General features: G+C 73.7%; 15 protein-coding genes. 13 read left to right on the top strand and 2 right to left on the bottom strand.

Annotated features, from left to right (window positions below):
• Positions 1 to 230: 230 nt before the first annotated feature.
• Positions 231 to 1811 (bottom strand): oxidoreductase, encoded by a 1581-nt coding sequence (locus tag ACZ4TO_RS10185; RefSeq protein WP_382796307.1) that lies wholly within the window; start codon positions 1809 to 1811, stop codon positions 231 to 233.
• 174 nt (positions 1812 to 1985) lie between these two features.
• Here ACZ4TO_RS10185 and hisD point away from each other — a divergent pair, with 174 nt between their 5' ends.
• The 13 genes from hisD to ACZ4TO_RS10120 all read left to right on the top strand — a co-directional run bounded on the left by hisD (position 1986) and on the right by ACZ4TO_RS10120 (position 15475).
• Positions 1986 to 3335, top strand: coding sequence for a histidinol dehydrogenase (hisD, locus tag ACZ4TO_RS10180; RefSeq protein WP_382796305.1), 1350 nt, complete (start codon positions 1986 to 1988; stop codon positions 3333 to 3335).
• Positions 3332 to 4468 carry a histidinol-phosphate transaminase gene (locus tag ACZ4TO_RS10175; RefSeq protein ID WP_468023948.1) on the top strand — a complete coding sequence of 379 codons (1137 nt, stop codon included), beginning with the start codon at positions 3332 to 3334 and terminating at the stop codon, positions 4466 to 4468. Before hisD ends, ACZ4TO_RS10175 begins: the two co-directional genes overlap by 4 nt.
• Positions 4465 to 5058 carry an imidazoleglycerol-phosphate dehydratase HisB gene (gene hisB, locus ACZ4TO_RS10170; protein ID WP_037623339.1) on the top strand — a complete coding sequence of 198 codons (594 nt, stop codon included), beginning with the start codon at positions 4465 to 4467 and terminating at the stop codon, positions 5056 to 5058. The genes ACZ4TO_RS10175 and hisB overlap by 4 nt, the downstream gene beginning before the upstream one ends.
• On the top strand, positions 5055 to 5219 hold the full coding sequence (locus ACZ4TO_RS10165) for a hypothetical protein (RefSeq protein ID WP_037623340.1): 165 nt from the start codon (positions 5055 to 5057) through the stop codon (positions 5217 to 5219). The genes hisB and ACZ4TO_RS10165 overlap by 4 nt, the downstream gene beginning before the upstream one ends.
• Entirely contained in the window at positions 5210 to 5857 is a 648-nt protein-coding gene (gene hisH, locus ACZ4TO_RS10160; protein WP_382796301.1) for an imidazole glycerol phosphate synthase subunit HisH, read from the top strand. Before ACZ4TO_RS10165 ends, hisH begins: the two co-directional genes overlap by 10 nt.
• Positions 5854 to 6579 (top strand): bifunctional 1-(5-phosphoribosyl)-5-((5-phosphoribosylamino)methylideneamino)imidazole-4-carboxamide isomerase/phosphoribosylanthranilate isomerase PriA, encoded by a 726-nt coding sequence (priA, locus tag ACZ4TO_RS10155; RefSeq protein WP_037623342.1) that lies wholly within the window; start codon positions 5854 to 5856, stop codon positions 6577 to 6579. The genes hisH and priA overlap by 4 nt, the downstream gene beginning before the upstream one ends.
• On the top strand, positions 6576 to 6992 hold the full coding sequence (locus ACZ4TO_RS10150; protein WP_382796299.1) for a RidA family protein: 417 nt from the start codon (positions 6576 to 6578) through the stop codon (positions 6990 to 6992). The genes priA and ACZ4TO_RS10150 overlap by 4 nt, the downstream gene beginning before the upstream one ends.
• Positions 6989 to 7744, top strand: coding sequence for an imidazole glycerol phosphate synthase subunit HisF (gene hisF, locus ACZ4TO_RS10145; protein WP_382796297.1), 756 nt, complete (start codon positions 6989 to 6991; stop codon positions 7742 to 7744). The genes ACZ4TO_RS10150 and hisF overlap by 4 nt, the downstream gene beginning before the upstream one ends.
• A gap of 548 nt (positions 7745 to 8292) precedes the next feature.
• A complete protein-coding gene (gene bdeA / locus ACZ4TO_RS10140; RefSeq protein ID WP_468023947.1) occupies positions 8293 to 9273 on the top strand; it encodes a bis(hydroxyethyl) terephthalate hydrolase in 981 nt (326 codons plus the stop codon).
• A gap of 451 nt (positions 9274 to 9724) precedes the next feature.
• Positions 9725 to 11758 carry a helix-turn-helix transcriptional regulator gene (locus tag ACZ4TO_RS10135; protein WP_468023946.1) on the top strand — a complete coding sequence of 678 codons (2034 nt, stop codon included), beginning with the start codon at positions 9725 to 9727 and terminating at the stop codon, positions 11756 to 11758.
• Between the two features lie 112 nt (positions 11759 to 11870).
• The gene (locus ACZ4TO_RS10130) at positions 11871 to 13445 is read left to right on the top strand and encodes a PucR family transcriptional regulator (RefSeq protein ID WP_468023945.1); all 1575 of its coding nucleotides are present in this window, start codon (positions 11871 to 11873) and stop codon (positions 13443 to 13445) included.
• An 85-nt stretch (positions 13446 to 13530) separates the two neighbouring features.
• Positions 13531 to 14118, top strand: a complete 588-nt coding sequence (locus tag ACZ4TO_RS10125; RefSeq protein WP_382796290.1) for an ArsR/SmtB family transcription factor — start codon at positions 13531 to 13533, stop codon at positions 14116 to 14118.
• A 91-nt stretch (positions 14119 to 14209) separates the two neighbouring features.
• Positions 14210 to 15475 carry an MFS transporter gene (locus tag ACZ4TO_RS10120; RefSeq protein WP_468023944.1) on the top strand — a complete coding sequence of 422 codons (1266 nt, stop codon included), beginning with the start codon at positions 14210 to 14212 and terminating at the stop codon, positions 15473 to 15475.
• A gap of 165 nt (positions 15476 to 15640) precedes the next feature.
• On the opposite strand, the gene ACZ4TO_RS10115 is transcribed toward ACZ4TO_RS10120, so the two are convergent.
• Complete coding sequence (locus tag ACZ4TO_RS10115) at positions 15641 to 16276, bottom strand: TIGR03085 family metal-binding protein (protein WP_385047601.1); 636 nt, start codon at positions 16274 to 16276, stop codon at positions 15641 to 15643.
• Between the last annotated feature and the right edge of the window lie 118 nt (positions 16277 to 16394).

Raw genomic sequence — 16394 nt, 5'->3', positions numbered from 1 at the left:
GCAGGGCCAGAGGCGATCGGTGACGCTTTCGTAAAGCCGATTGGTTGTGCGCGCCGGGGTCAAGGACCGGTAAAAGCATGTCGGCCCATCAGATGTGCGGGAAGTCACCCCGCCGGATGGGCGGGAAGGCGCCTTGTCGGACTGCGGGACCCCGTCGGATGTGCGGAAGCCCACGCTGTCCTCGCGACCCCTGAGCGGCGGTTCGGCCCCGGCCGTGTCCCGGGACGGCGTCAGCCGCGGCGCAGCAGCCGGGTGGCGCCGGCGGCCACCGTCGTGGCCAGGATCCAGCCGAGGAGGACCACCACCGCGGCCAGCCACTGCCAGCCGCCGCGCAGTTGCCAGAACCCGGCCTGGCCCAGGTCGATGACCGGCAGCAGCAGGTCCAGCGCGTACAGCGAGGCGTTCCAGGCGGGGTGCCCGTCGGTGTTGACCGGCCGCCGGTCGGCGTGCGCGAAGGCGATCGACGTCGCCGCCCACAGCACCGCCATCCACAGGGCGGCCCGGCCCGGCCGGTATCCGTAGGCGACCGTCCAGTCCTGGGCGTAGCCCCAGAGCTTGGCGGCCGGCGGCAGGGTCTCGCGGCGGCGGCGCTGCTTGGCCAGCAGCACCTCGCGGGCGTCCTCGTCCTCACCGGAGTCGCGCAGCACGGCGGCGAGGCGCTCGTACGGCTCCGGGGCGTACTCGGCGGTGGCCGCCGCCACCCACTCCAGACGCCGGGTCAGCGGGAAGGCGCCCTGCGGGACCAGGTTCTCGTACGTGAAACCGCCCATGTGCAGGCTGCCGGGGCCCGGCCAGCTCGACGCCCGGTCGACCAGGTTGACGATCCGCGCGCCGGACAGCACGACCTTGCCGCGTTCGGGCCGCTCGCCGAGGAAGCGCAGCTCGGGCGTCTGGACCCGCAGCAGCGACAGCCCCTGGTCGTCGTCGAAGGCGAAGCGGGCCCGGTCGAGGTCGACCGCGTCACCGAAGCGCCCGTCGTCCAGACGGATCCCGCCCTGGCACTCGAACCGCTGCACCAGGGTGCCGCGCGCCGGGGTGGTGCCGCTGGTCACCAGCGGATTGCCGAGGCCGGCGGGAGTCATGTAGAGCGTGCGGTTGACGGTGAGCTGGGGGGCGTTGAGGGCGAGCCGGGTGTACGGGTTGCGGAGCCTGCTGCCGCGCAGGCTCAGCGACACGCCGACGGTCGCGCCGCGCAGACTGAGCTCACCGTGCGACTCCAGCATCTCGGCCTGGAGGTCCTGTCCGACGGTCATGCCGTCGCCGGTGATCGACTGCCCGCGCCGGTCCCGGTAGACGACCGCCTGGTTGAGCAGCAGATCCGTGCCGATGTGCGCGTCGGTCAGCCGTACCCCGTTGTGGAAGTGGCAGCGCGGCAGATGCAGGTCGCCCTCGGTGTGCAGCCGGGCCGCCTCCAGCCGGGGCACCGCGCAGTCCACCAGCCGCAGCGTCGTGAAGCGGGACTCCGGCAGCAGCACCTCCTTCTCGAACCGGCACCCCTTCAGCTCCACGTACGGCACCACCGTGCCGCCCGCGAGGTCGAGCACGCCGGTGATCCGGACGCCCGTCAGCTTCAGGGAGGCGACCCGGCCCTGGAGGGCGGGCGGCCCGTCCAGCAGCAGCCAGGCCACTATCCGGGCCCGGACGCTGCGCTCGGGACCCCAGGGATGGCCGCCGTGCGGATCGTCGACGGCCCTGTCCCCGCTGCGCAGGTCGTACACGCTGCCGTTGCGGAAGGCCTGCCACATCCCCGCCTCGGCGGCGGTCAGCTCGTCCGGCAGGTCACCGGCGCGCAGATCGGCACCCTCGGTCACGGCATGTCACTTCCTCCCCTGCTACTCGCGGGTTCGTACGGTCCTGCAATGCCCGCTCAGTGACCGCGCGAACGCTCCTGGTGAAGGGGATCTTCCGCGGAAGGGGAAGCCGGCTTGTATCAGCCACTGATACAGGCGTCCGGCGCCCTCCCGCGGTCTGAGAGAATTGAGTCCGTGATCTCCCGAATCGATCTGCGCGGCGACGCCCTCCCCGAGGGCCCCGCCCTGCGCGACCTGCTGCCCCGAGCCGACTTCGACGTCTCGGCCGCCCTGGAGAAGGTGCGGCCGATCTGCGAGGCCGTGCATCATCGGGGCGACGCGGCGCTGATCGACTACGCGGAGAAGTTCGACGGAGTACGGCTGGAGTCCGTACGTGTTCCGGCCCAGGCCCTCGCCGACGCCCTGGAACAGCTCGACCCGGACGTGCGCGCGGCCCTGGAGGAGTCCATCCGCCGCACCCGTCTCGTCCACCGCGAGCAGCGCCGTACGACGCACACCACCCAGGTCGTGCCCGGCGGCTCGGTCACCGAGAAGTGGGTGCCGGTCGACCGGGTCGGGCTGTACGCGCCCGGCGGCCGCTCGGTGTACCCGTCGTCCGTGATCATGAACGTGGTCCCGGCCCAGGAGGCCGGGGTCGGCTCGATCGCGCTCGCCTCCCCGGCCCAGTCCGCGTTCGGCGGCCTGCCGCACCCGACGATCCTGGCCGCCTGCGCGCTGCTCGGCGTCGACGAGGTGTACGCGGCCGGCGGTGCCACGGCCGTCGCGATGTTCGCGTACGGCACCGAGTCCTGCCCCTCGGCCGACATGGTCACCGGCCCCGGCAACATCTGGGTCGCCGCGGCCAAGCGCTACTTCACCGGCAGGATCGGCATCGACGCCGAGGCCGGCCCGACCGAGATCGCGGTCCTCGCCGACGACACCGCCGACCCGGCGCACGTCGCCGCCGACCTGATCAGCCAGGCCGAGCACGACCCGCTCGCCGCCGCCGTCCTCGTCACCGACTCGCCGGCCCTCGCGGACGCGGTCGAGAAGGAGCTGGAGCCGCAGATCGCGGCCACCAAGCACATCGACGACCGGATCGTCCCGGCTCTCAGCGGCAGGCAGTCCGCGATCGTCCTCGTCGACGGCATCGACGAGGGCCTCAGGGTCGTCGACGCGTACGGCGCCGAGCACCTGGAGATCCAGACCGCCGACGCGGCCGCCGTCGCCGACCGGGTCAGGAACGCCGGAGCGATCTTCGTCGGCCCCTGGGCCCCGGTCTCGCTCGGCGACTACGCGGCGGGCTCCAACCACGTCCTGCCCACCGGCGGCTGCGCCTGCCACTCCTCGGGCCTGTCCGTCCAGTCCTTCCTGCGCGGCATCCACATCGTCGACTACACGAAGGACGCGCTCGCCGACGTCGCCCATCACGTGGTGACGCTGGCGGAGGCGGAGGACCTGCCCGCGCACGGCGCGGCAGTGAAGGCAAGGTTTGTCGGAGACGAACAAGTGTCGCGCGGCTGGAAGGTACCCGAGGGCAAGTGACCGGCATCGACGATCTCCCCGTACGGGACGAACTGCGTGGCAAGACCCCCTACGGCGCACCGCAGCTCGACGTCCCCGTACGCCTGAACACCAACGAGAACCCGTACCCGCTGCCCGAGGCGCTCGTCGAGCGGATCGCCGAGCGGGTCCGTGAGGCCGCCCGCGGACTCAACCGCTACCCCGACCGGGACGCGGTGGAGCTGCGCACCGGGCTGGCCGCCTATCTGACGAAGACCGGCAAGCACCCCGTCGGCGTCGAGAACGTCTGGGCCGCCAACGGCTCCAACGAGGTCATCCAGCAACTGCTCCAGACCTTCGGCGGCCCCGGCCGCAGCGCGATCGGCTTCGAACCGTCGTACTCGATGCACGCGCTCATCGCGCGCGGCACGGGCACGGCCTGGATCTCCGGCCCGCGGGGCGAGGACTTCACCATCGACCTCGCCGCCGCCGAGCGGGCCATCGCCGAGAACCGGCCCGACGTCGTCTTCGTCACCACCCCCAACAACCCCACCGGCAACGCGGTCCCGCCCGAGACGGTCCTCGCGCTGTACGAGGCCGCGCAGGCGGCGAAGCCGTCCATGGTCGTGGTCGACGAGGCCTACATCGAGTTCAGCCACGGCGACTCGCTGCTGCCGCTGCTCGAAGGACGGCCGAATCTCGTCGTCTCCCGGACGATGTCGAAGGCCTTCGGCGCGGCCGGACTGCGCCTCGGCTACCTCGCCGCCCACCCGGCGGTCGTGGACGCCGTCCAGCTCGTGCGGCTGCCGTACCACCTCTCGGCCGTCACCCAGGCGACCGCGCTGGCGGCCCTGGAGCACACCGACACCCTCCTCGGGTACGTGGAGCAGCTCAAGTCCGAACGGGACCGGCTGGTCACCGAACTGCGCGCGATGGGCTGCGAGGTGACCGAGTCGGACGCGAACTTCGTGCAGTTCGGACGGTTCGCCGACACCCACGCGGCCTGGCGGAGGATCCTCGACCAGGGCGTCCTGGTCCGGGACAACGGGGTACCGGGGTGGCTGCGGGTCTCCGCCGGAACCCCGAAGGAAAACGACGCGTTCCTCGACGCGGTACGTGAACTACTGGGATCCACGGGGGAGAACCCCGCATCCCCGAAGGAGCAGAGCGCATGAACCGCGTAGGACGCGTGGAGCGGGTGACGAAGGAGACGTCGGTCCTCGTCGAGATCGATCTCGACGGCTCCGGCAAGGTCGACGTGGCCACCGGCGTCGGCTTCTACGACCACATGCTCGACCAGCTCGGCCGGCACGGTCTGTTCGACCTCACCGTGAAGACCGAGGGCGACCTGCACATCGACTCGCACCACACCATCGAGGACACCGCCCTCGCCCTGGGCGCCGCCTTCAAGCAGGCCCTCGGCGACAAGGTCGGCATCTACCGCTTCGGCAACTGCACCGTCCCGCTGGACGAGTCGCTCGCCCAGGTGACCGTCGACCTGTCCGGCCGCCCGTACCTCGTGCACACCGAGCCCGAGAACATGGCGCCGATGATCGGCGAGTACGACACGACGATGACCCGGCACATCCTGGAGTCCTTCGTCGCCCAGGCCCAGATCGCCCTGCACGTGCACGTCCCCTACGGACGCAACGCGCACCACATCGTGGAGTGCCAGTTCAAGGCGCTGGCCCGGGCCCTGCGTTACGCCTCCGAGCGCGACCCGCGCGCAGCCGGCATCCTCCCCTCCACTAAGGGCGCACTGTGACAGGCCTTTCCAGCATTCTCATCGTCGTCGGTCTCTTCCTCGCCGGAGGGATCTACTCCTTCGTCAAGCAGGACATGCCGAAGAGCCTCGTCGTGCTGCTCTCCATCGGTGCCGCGATGTGCCTCGTCGCGGGCGTCATGCGGCTGGAGGTGTGGAGTTGAGCGAGTCGAAGAAGGTCGTCGTCTTCGACTACGGCTTCGGGAACGTGCGTTCCGCCGAGCGCGCCCTCGCCCGCGCGGGCGCCGAGGTCGAGATCACCCGTGACTTCGACACCGCGATGAACGCGGACGGACTGCTCGTACCGGGCGTCGGCGCCTTCGCCGCCTGCATGCAGGGCCTCAAGGAGGCGCGGGGCGACTGGATCATCGGCCGCCGGCTGTCCGGCGGACGCCCCGTCATGGGCATCTGCGTCGGCATGCAGATCCTCTTCACCCGCGGCATCGAGCACGGCGTGGAGACCGAGGGCCTGGACGAGTGGCCGGGCACGGTCGGACCCCTGGAGGCCGACGTCGTGCCCCACATGGGCTGGAACACCGTCGACGCCCCGGAGGGCTCGGAGGCCTTCGCCGGCCTCGACGCCGACGCGCGGTTCTACTTCGTCCACTCCTACGCCGTCCACGACTGGTCGCTCGAAGTCGGCAACCCGCTGCTGCGCGCCCCCCTGGTCACCTGGTCCACGCACGGCAAGCCCTTCGTGGCGGCCGTCGAGAACGGCGCCCTGTGGGCCACCCAGTTCCACCCCGAGAAGTCCGGCGACGCCGGCGCCCAGCTCCTCTCCAACTGGATCGGAACACTGTGAGCAAGCTCGAACTCCTCCCCGCCGTCGACGTCCGCGACGCCCAGGCCGTCCGCCTCGTGCACGGCGAGTCCGGGACCGAGACCTCCTACGGCTCCCCGCTGGAGGCCGCCCTGGCCTGGCAGAGCTCCGGCGCCGAGTGGCTCCACCTCGTCGACCTGGACGCCGCGTTCGGCACCGGCGACAACCGCGCGCTGATCGCCGAGGTCACCAAGGCGATGGACATCAAGGTCGAGCTGTCCGGCGGCATCCGCGACGACGACACCCTCGCCGCCGCGCTCGCCACCGGCTGCACCCGTGTCAACCTGGGCACCGCCGCGCTGGAGACCCCCGACTGGGTCGCCAAGGTCATCGCCGAGCACGGCGACAAGATCGCCGTCGGCCTCGACGTCCGCGGCACGACCCTGCGCGGCCGCGGCTGGACCCGCGACGGCGGCGACCTCTACGAGACGCTGGCCCGCCTCGACTCCGAGGGCTGCGCCCGCTACGTGGTCACGGACATCGCCAAGGACGGCACGCTCCAGGGCCCGAACCTGGAGCTCCTGCGCAACGTGTGCGCGGCGACCGACCGTCCGGTGGTCGCCTCCGGCGGGGTGTCCTCGCTGGACGACCTGCGGGCCATCGCCGAGCTCGTGCCGCTCGGTGTCGAGGGCTCCATCGTCGGGAAGGCCCTGTACGCCAAGGCGTTCACCCTCGAAGAGGCCCTGGCGGCGGTAGCCCGGTGAGCGCCGTACGCCGCCTTTCGACCGGCTCTCCGGCGGAGGAGGCCTTCGGGTACTCCCGCGCGGTGGAGCTGCCGAACGGCCTGGTGCTGGTGTCCGGCTGCAGCTCGATCATCGACGGCGACGTCGTCGAGGACGACCCCTACGAGCAGACGGTCAACGCCTTCGGCGTCGCGTTCGCGGCCCTGGAGCGGATCGGCCTGGGACGCGAGGACGTCGTCCGCACCCACATGCACATCACCCATGCCCGGGACGTCGAGGAGGTCGGCCGCGCCCACAAGGCGCTGTTCGACGGCATCCGCCCCGCCGCCTCCATGATCATCGTCGAGGGTCTGGTGGACCCCCGGCTGGTGGTCGAGGTCGAGGTGGAGGCGTTCCGCGCAGACCACACGGAGCGGGGAGAAACCCAGTCATGACCCTGGCGGTCCGAGTGATTCCCTGCCTGGACGTGGACAACGGCCGGGTCGTCAAGGGCGTCAACTTCCAGAACCTGCGGGACGCGGGCGATCCCGTCGAGATGGCCAAGGTGTACGACGCCGAGGGCGCCGACGAGCTCACCTTCCTGGACATCACCGCGTCCTCGGGCAACCGTGAGACCACGTACGACGTGGTGCGCCGCACGGCCGAGCAGGTCTTCATCCCGCTGACGGTCGGCGGCGGTGTCCGCACCGCCGAGGACGTCGACAAGCTGCTGCGGGCCGGCGCCGACAAGGTCGGCGTCAACACGGCCGCCATCGCCCGCCCCGACCTCATCCGCGAGATCGCGGAGCGGTTCGGGCGGCAGGTGCTCGTGCTGTCGGTGGACGCGCGCAGGACCGAGGACGGTTCCTTCGAGGTGACCACCCACGGCGGCCGTCAGGGCACCGGCATCGACGCCGTCGAGTGGGCGCACCGGGCCGCCGAGCTGGGCGCGGGCGAGATCCTGCTCAACTCGATGGACGCCGACGGCACGAAGGACGGCTACGACATCGAGATGATCGAGGCCGTACGCAAGCACGTCACGGTTCCGCTGATCGCCAGCGGCGGCGCGGGCCGGCTCGACCACTTCCCGCCGGCCGTCGGGGCGGGCGCCGACGCGGTGCTGGCCGCGTCCGTCTTCCACTTCGGCGACCTGCGGATCGGCGAGGTCAAGGAGACCCTGCGCGAGGCGGGGCATCCCGTCCGCTGACGGTTCCGGCCGGGGGCCTTCACCAGGTCTTCCGGCGGCCGACCTCCCGCCGGTGGCGGCCACCGGCGGGTACGGCTCACGTCACGTCATGCCATGCCACGGCCCGCACCCGGGCGGCCTTCGCCACCGGGTGCGGGCCGTGGCCGTTTTCCGGGGCCGGTAGGACCGGTGGGGTCGTGTCCGTGGGCCGGCGCGGTCGTGCCGCGGGGCGGGCGCCCTCGTGTTCCCGGGAGGCGCGTTCGCGGAACGGGGTGCTCGTCGTGGGCGGCGAAGTCCCTTTCCGGGGAGGTGTGTTCTCGGGGCGGGGGCGTTCGGCGGCGGGCGGCGGGGACTTCTTGGGAGGCCGGGAGCGGAGCCGGGCGGGTGGCCGGTGATTCTGCCGATGTGCGGGGTGGGCGCGGGGGCGGACAGTGGCCAGCGCACCCACGGAGACGACCCCCCGCCGTGACGTGACGAGCGCCCACCGGTACCCCGTGCCGGGGCGGCGCCCGGACCGCGGCGGGGGGTCTCTCCTCCCTCACCCCGCCCACCGAGAGGACGCACCCACCGTGCAGCAGCCGAACCGCGCACTCCCCGTCGCACCCGTCGGAACCGAACCGTCGCCCCGCCGACCGCACCGGCTGACCAGCCGTCTGGTGCGGGCCGGACTCGCGGTGCTCCTGGCCGCGGGCGGCCTCGTCGCCGCGCAGGCCACCGGAGCGCAGGCCGTCGTCGGAGCACAGGCCGTCTCGGCGCAGGCCGCCGCGAACCCGTACGAGCGCGGCCCCGCCCCCACGGTCGCCAGCATCGAGGCCTCCCGTGGTTCCTACGCCGTGTCCACCACCACCGTCTCCTCCCTGTCCGTGAGCGGCTTCGGCGGCGGCACGATCTACTACCCGACCTCGACCGCCGACGGAACCTTCGGCGCGGTCGCCATCTCGCCCGGGTACACCGCCTACCAGTCCTCCATCTCCTGGCTCGGGCCCCGGCTCGCGTCACAGGGCTTCGTCGTGTTCACCATCGACACCCTCACCACGCTCGACCAGCCCGACAGCCGTGGCAGGCAACTGCTGGCCGCGCTCGACTACCTGACGCAGAGCAGTTCCGTGCGGACCAGGATCGACAGCAGCAGGCTCGGCGTCATGGGCCACTCCATGGGCGGCGGCGGCACGCTGGAGGCCGCGAAGAGCCGTCCCTCGCTCCAGGCGGCGATCCCGCTCACCGGCTGGAACCTGGACACCACCTGGCCGGAGATCAAGACGCCGACACTGATCGTGGGCGCGGACGGCGACACGATCGCACCGGTCGCCACGCACTCCGAGCCCTTCTACGCGAGCCTGCCCAGCACGCTCGACAAGGCGTACCTGGAGCTCAGGGGTGCCACGCACTTCACGCCCAACAGCTCGAACACGACGATCGCGAAGTACAGCATCTCGTGGCTCAAGCGATTCATCGACAATGACACCCGCTACGAGCAGTTCCTCTGCCCGCTGCCCCAGGCCTCGCTGACGATCGCCGAGTACCGGGGCAACTGCCCGCACACCTCCTGACCCGCACCGCACGATCCGCACCGCACAGTCCGTTCCGCACGGTCCGTCCGTGCGGGGGTGGCGGCCGCCGAACCCGGTGGCCGTCACCCGCGTGCGCGTCATGGGACCTCGGCCCGCGCTCCGTGCGGGGGCATCGCCGGGGCCTTGCCGGGGCCATGCCGGGTCCTTGTGCGGGCGCACAAGCCTTCCCTACCGGGCGTGGGACCCTGCCCAGTGATGGCCGTGTCCGTGCAGGTCAGCGGGGGTTCAGTAGCCGCCCGGGCAAGCGAACGCGGGGCTTCCGCCGTTGTTTACGCAGAAGTAACGTGACGGCGTGACCGGAAACGTGACTGCGCGCATTCCCCTCGGGGCGCCGGCCCGGCCCCCGTTACCGCCGCCCGGGATGTCCCGCCCGCCCCGGGCACGTTCCGCGCCTGCCGGGCCCGGGTCGCCCGGCCCCGTCGAGACGCCCGTGAGCCCGGTCGGACCCGTCGACGTCGAGGGGGCCGGTCCGGCCGAGGCGGTGCTTCTGGCCCTGGTGGTGGCCGAGTCGGAGCGGGACGCGAGAGCCGGCGGGGTGGAGGCCGCGGTGGTTCTCCGGGCGGCCGAGGCCTGGGGCCTCGGGGCGGGTGTCCTCGATGCCGCCGAGGCCGCGGGGCACCTCCGGCTCGACGGAGGTCGTATCCGATTCCCCGATCCGCGCCTGGCCCGTACCGTACGGGCCTCCGTCCCGCCCGCCCGCCGGCGTGCGGCGCACCGACTGCTGGCCGACGCCCACACCGGGGGCCCGGGCACCCTGCCCGTCCTCTTCCACCGGGCGTCGGCGGCCGTCGCTCCCGCCCCGGGGTTCGGTGACGCGCTCGCCGTGGCGGCACGGTCGCGGGACGGACGGCCGACGCACGCGGAGCGCGCGGCGGCGTGGGCGAGGGCGGCCGAACTCGCCGTCGACCAGGAACTGCGCGCCGTCCGCCTGGTCGAGGCGGCCGACCAGGCGCGGCTGGCCGGACTGCCGCATCGCGCGCGGGAGTTGCTCGCCCGGGCCGACGGCGAGCGTCCGGCCGGCGCGGTGCGCGGCGCGGCCCGACTGGTGAGCGGGCTGCTCGCGCTCCAGGACGGCCCGGTCGCCGACGCGCGCGAAGTGCTGCTGCTGGCCGCCGCGTCGCTGGACCCGGCCGACCCGCCCCGCGCCCTGGCCGCCCGGCTCGCCGCCGTCGAGGCGTCCTGGGTGACGGGAGACGCGGCGGCCTGCGTGGAAGCCCTGGACCAGGGTCCGGCGCAGCCGGGATCCGACCCGCTGCTCGCGGCGTACCGGGCGGGGATGTCCGCGGTCGTGCACGGCCGCCCGGACGCCGGCCGGCTGCCCTTGCGCGAGGTGGTGGCCGGGGTCGCGGCCGGGGTCCACGACGCCCCCGAGGCCCTGCTGCGGGCCGGGAGCGCCGCCCTCGTCGTCGGGGACCTCGCCGCCGCCGCCCGCGCCAACTCCCGTGCCCTCGCCGTCGCCAGGGACCGGGGCCCGTACATCCTGGTCGCCCAGGCGCTGGAACGGCTGGCCTACGGGGAGCTGCGGGCCGGCCGTCACGCCCGTGCCCGCGCCCACGCCGAGGACGGCCTGCGCACGGCGCTCGGCGCCGGCCAGGACAACCTCGCGGCGCACCACCACGCGATCCTCGCCCTGGTGGCGTCCGTGGAGGGCTCCCCGGAGGCCGTCGCCGAGCACGCCGCGGCCGCCGAACACGTCGCCGCGGCCCACGGTCTGGCCCAGGCGGCCACGCTGTCCCAGTGGGCCCGGGCCCGCGCCGACCTGGCCCGCGGCCGGCTTCCCGAGGCCGCGGCGCGGCTCGGCCCCCTGGTCGGCGCGGGCCCGCGTCGCGGTCACTTCGCGGTACGGATGCTCGCCGTCCCCTGCTTCGTGGAAGCCGCGGCCCGTACCGGACAGACGGAGGCCGCCCGTGCGGCGGTCGCCGCGTTCGCCCGCTGGGCCGAGCAGAGCGCGGATCCTCAGGCCCCGGCCCAACTGGCACGCTGCCGGGCGTTGCTGAGCGGACCCGAGGACTGCGAGGCGCTGTTCGCCGCCGCGCTGGCCCGGCACGAAGCCGTGGCCGGGGACTTCGAGCGCGGCCGCACCCAACTCCTCTACGGGTCCTGGCTGCGACGGCGGCGCAGGCCCGGCGAGGCGCGCGGCCGGCTGCGGGACGCGCTGGTGTCCTTCGAGCGCGGCGGGGCCCTCGGCTGGGCCGCTCAGGCGCGGGCGGAACTGCGGGCCACCGGGGACGCAGGACCGGGTGAACCCGCCGGTCAGCTCACGCTCCTGACGCCCCAGCAGCTCCGGATCGCCCGCTGCGTGGCCGAGGGAGCCACCAATCGCGAAGTGGCGCTGCGCCTGTCCGTGAGCCCCCGCACCGTGGACCACCACCTGCGCAATGTCTTCGCCGCCCTGGGGGTCCGCTCCCGCGTCGAGCTGTCCCGTCTGGTGGACCGGGCCGAGAAGACCACCGCAGACCCCTAGGTACCGACCGGGCGGTATGTCATCCTGCGGGATCAGGAGGTCCGGGCCACCCGTGTGCCGCGCGTCGGCCGAACGGGCGGCCCGGCCGAGCCGACCCCGGTGGAGGACAGCGATGCAGCACCTCGTACCCGCCCACGTCCGGTCCCAGCCCGGGCCCCGGCCCCCGGCCGGGGCCACTCGCCCGGCCGTCGACGCCGAGGCGCTCTCGGTGCTGCACCGCGCCGCCCGTGCGCTGATCGCGGGGCTGCCCGAACTCTCCGAACGCCTGGTGGACCTCCTGGTGGCGCGTGAACCCGCGTACCGCGCGGCCATGGAGACGGACGCGGAGAGCGTGCGCGACGAGGTGCGGCGCTCGCTGCGGCTCAACGTCGGTTCCCTGATCCAGCCCGGTGAACTGCGCGAGGCCGCCCGCCGCTGCTCCTGGGCCATCGGCAGGACCCGCGCCGAACGCGGCCTTCCGCTGGACGCGTTGCTGCGCGCCTTCCGGCTGGGCGGCGGCATGATCTGGCAGGAACTCGTCGACGAGACGACCCGTCGGCATCCCTCTGACGCGCGTCTGCTCGTGCATGTCGCCGCCGACGTCTGGAACTTCGTCGACGACCACTGCGCCGTGGTCGCCGACGCCTACCGGCAGACCGAGCGCGAGCTGATGTGGCGCAGGGAGAACCGGCTGCGGCTGATGACGGCCGCGCTCCTCGACGGCACCGCCAGGATCGCCGATCTGCCGGCCACCGCCGCCGCCCTGGGGCTCCCCGAACAGGGCCGGTACGCGGTGGTGCTGGTCCGGCTGCCGGCCGGCCGGGCGTTCGCGGACGTACGCGGCCAGGTGGGCCTCTCCGGCCTGCGGGTCCTCTGGTACCGCGACCGGGACCGCGACGCCGAGGGCAACTACGGCATCGTCTTCCTCGGCGACCGTCCCCACGACGAGGGCCGCGACGAGGGCGACGACGGGGGCTGGTCCGGCCGCGGGCACGACGGAGGTCTCCTCGACGCGGGTCCCGGACCGGCGTCCGCTCCGGCGCAGACCCCGGCGTCCACCCCGGAGGACGGAGCGGGGCCGGGCGGCGCGGATCGAACGGGTGGCGCGGACCGTGCGGGCGGTGTGGACCGTGCGGGCAGGGGGGAGGGTGCGGGCCGGACGGACGGTGCGGAGCGTGCGGGCCGTGGCGAGCGCGCGGACGGCCGGGGCGGTGAGTGCCCCGGGACGCACGGGCCCGGCCTGGACGCGGGGGAGATCGCCCGCCGGCTGTCCGCCCCGCCGCCGGCCCGGGTCGGAGTGAGCCCGGTCGTGGAGGGGCTCGCGGCGATCGGCGACGCCCGCCGCCTCGCCGACACCGCGCTGCGTGCCTGTCCGCGCTCCGGCGGAACCATCGTCCTGGAGGAGCACCTGCCCGCCGCGCTCGTCGTCTCCGCGCCGGTCCTCGGCGCGGCGCTCTCCGAGCGGGTCCTCGGGCCGCTGCTGCGCCTGGACCTGTCCGACCGGGACATCATGCTGGACACGCTGACCGTCTGGCTCGCCTGCGACGGTTCCGCCCAGCGGGCCGCGGGCCGCCTCTACTGCCACCGCAACACGGTCCTGAACCGGCTGCGCCGCTGCGAACAGCTCACCGGCCGCTCGCTGACCCGGCCGGCGGACGTGGTCGAACTGTCGCTGGCCCTGGCGGCGCATTCCCTGCTCGATCCGTGAGGGCTCCCCTCCCGGAGGCGAGATGCGAAAGGAAAGTTGCGCAATATTGGTTGCGCAACTTTTCCTTCGTATCTACCGTGAAGGCATGACACGCAAGGAAGACCGCCGGATCACGGACATGGGCACGCTCAAGGCGATCGCCCATCCGCTGCGCATGCAGCTCTACCGCGCCTTGCACATCGCGGGCGCCGCCACCGCCTCCCAACTGGGGGAGCAGGTCGACGAGGCGCCCTCGCTGGTCAGCTACCACCTGCGCAAGCTCGCCGAGCACGGGCTGATCGAGGAGGCGGAGCCGCGCAGCGGGGACGGGCGCGAGCGCTGGTGGCAGCCCGCGTCGGAAGGGCTGAGCGTCCACGACGAGGACTTCCGGAGCGCGCCGGAGACGGCCGCCGCCCACACCGCGTTCGCGCGGCTCCTCGTCGACCAGCGCGCCGACCTCTACCGGCGCTATCTGGACGAACGGCACGCCTGGGGCCCCGAGTGGGGCGGCGCGTCCTCCGACACCGAGTCCACCCTGCGACTGACGCCGGCCGAACTGGCCGAGCTCAACCAGGAGTTGCTCGCCGTTGTGCGGAAGTACGACGAGGCGGGCCGCGCGAACGAGGCGGCCGGTGACACCGAGGGACGCGAGAACGTCGCGCTGCACATGTACGGATTCCCGTTCCGTGTCTGACCCCGAGAGCACGTCCGCCGCGAAGGGGCCCGGCCCCGTGACCGCGACGAAAGGACCGGACTCCGTGACCGCGCCGAAAGGACCCGGCCCCGTGACCGCGACCGTCATACCGAGCCCTGCCCAGGACGACGCCCAGGCCCCCGCCAGGCCCGCCCACCGCGACGGCAACGTCCTGCGCTGGCTCGGTGCCTACACCTCGTCGATGATCGGCGACAACGTCTACTACATCGCCCTGTCCTGGGCCGCCGTCCAGGCGGGAAGCCCCTCCCAGGCCGGGCTCGTGATGTCCGTCAGCGCCGTCCCGAGGGCCCTGCTGATGCTGGGCGGGGGAGTGGTCGCCGACCGCTTCGGGCCGCGGAAGGTCGTCATCGGCAGCGACGCGGTACGCTGCGCGACCGTGCTGGCGGTCGCCGCGCTGCTCTTCGCGACCAGCCCGGGACTGTGGCTGCTGGGCCTGGTCGCCGTCGTCTTCGGCGTCGTCGACGCCGTGTTCATGCCCGCCGTCGGCGCCCTGCCCGCCCGTGTCACCGGCCGTGACCAGCTCGCCCGGGTGCAGGGCATGCGGGGGCTCGCCGTCCGCTCCGCCAACGTGCTCGGCGCCCCGCTCGGCGGGCTCGCCGTCGCCCTCGGCGGCGCGGCCGCGGCGTTCGCGCTGGCCGGCCTGCTCATCGCCGTGTCGCTGCCGCTGCTGATCTCCGTACGCATGCGGGAACTCGCCCCGTACGACGAGACGGACAAGGCCGGCCGCACGGCCTGGAACGACCTCCGCGACGGTCTGCGCTACATCCGCGGCCACCGCGTCCTCGCCCCGCTCATCGCGGTCATCGCCCTCGGAGACCTCGGCTTCGTGGGACCGCTCAACGTCGGACTGACCCTGCTCGCCGACCGGCGCGGCTGGGGCGCCTCCGGGATGGGCTGGGTGATCGCCGCGTTCGGGACCGGCGCCGGAGCCGCGGCCCTGCTGCTGACCCTGCGCGGACGGCTCCCGCGCGCGGGCACCGTCGCCGGCGTGGCCATCCTCGTCGGTTCCGTGGCGATCGGCGCCCTCGCCTTCGTGCCGGGCGTCGCCGGGGCCGTCGGTGTGGCCCTGCTCGTCGGACTGCTCGCCGGGCTCAGCGGCGCCCTGTGCGGAGCGCTGATCCAGACCTGGTCCGACCCCGCCTACCTGGGCCGGGTCAGTGCCGTCGCCGGCATCGTCAGCCTCGGCCTCGCGCCGCTCAGCATGCCGGTGACGGCCGCCGCGATCGGCTGGTGGGGCACCGGCCCGGTCTTCGTCACCAGCGCCGCCGTGTGCGGCCTCGGCGGGGTCCTCACCCTGTGCGTACGCGACCTGCGCCGCGCCGAACTGCCCCACTGACCGACGCCGCCGTCCCCCGCCCCACCGACCGGCGCCGCCGTCCCGACGGCCCGGCCCGCCCGGCGGACCGCCGACACCCACCCCGCCGGGCCGGGACCGGCCGCCCCCTCGTGGGCGGCGTTCGCCCCTGCCGGGCGGGCTCCGGGTCCCCGGCTCCCGGCTCCCTCAGATCCCGAGCTGCTTCGCCTCGTGGAGCTTGGTGATCGCGTCCTTGTCGCCGTCCAGCTCGACGTCCGCCACAGCCTGCCGGCCGAACGCGAACAGCAGCAGCTCCGAGGGCTCGCCCGTCACCGTCACCACCGGCGTCGCCTTGTTCAGCACCGTCGTCTGGCCGTTCGGGCGGCGCAGCACCACACCGGTGGGAACGCCGCGGCCCATCAGCCGGGCCGTGCGGTCCAGGCGCGACCACAGGGCGTCCTGGAACACCCCGTCCAGCTCGCGCGGCGTCCAGCCCGGCTGCGCCCGCCGCACGTCCTCGGTGTGGACGTAGAACTCCACCACGTTCGACGCCTCGTCCAACTGCTTCAGCGTGAACGGCGAGAACCGCGGCGGCCCCGTACGGATGAGCCGGATCAGCTCCTCGTACGGCTTGTCGGCGAACTCCGTCATCACCCGCTCCAGCCGGGGCGCGAGCTGTTTGACGACGAGACCGCCCGCGGCGTCGGGGCGGCGCTCGCGCACCACCACGTGTGCGGCGAGATCCCGGGCGTTCCAGCCCTCGCACAGAGTGGGGGCGTCCGGTCCCACGGCTTCCAACAGATCGGCCAGGAGGAGCCGTTCGCGCTTCGCATGGGTCGACATGCCAGCCAGCCTACGACCGGGCGGCCGCCCCGCCCAGTGGAGAGCGCGGCACGACCGGCCGGGTCCCACCTGTGGACGAACGCGAGGTCCGGCCTGTGGACAACGGCCGGGCGGGCCG

Source organism: Streptomyces sp. NPDC028298 (assembly GCF_055565895.1).
This window is presented reverse-complemented; position numbering and strand designations above follow the sequence as displayed.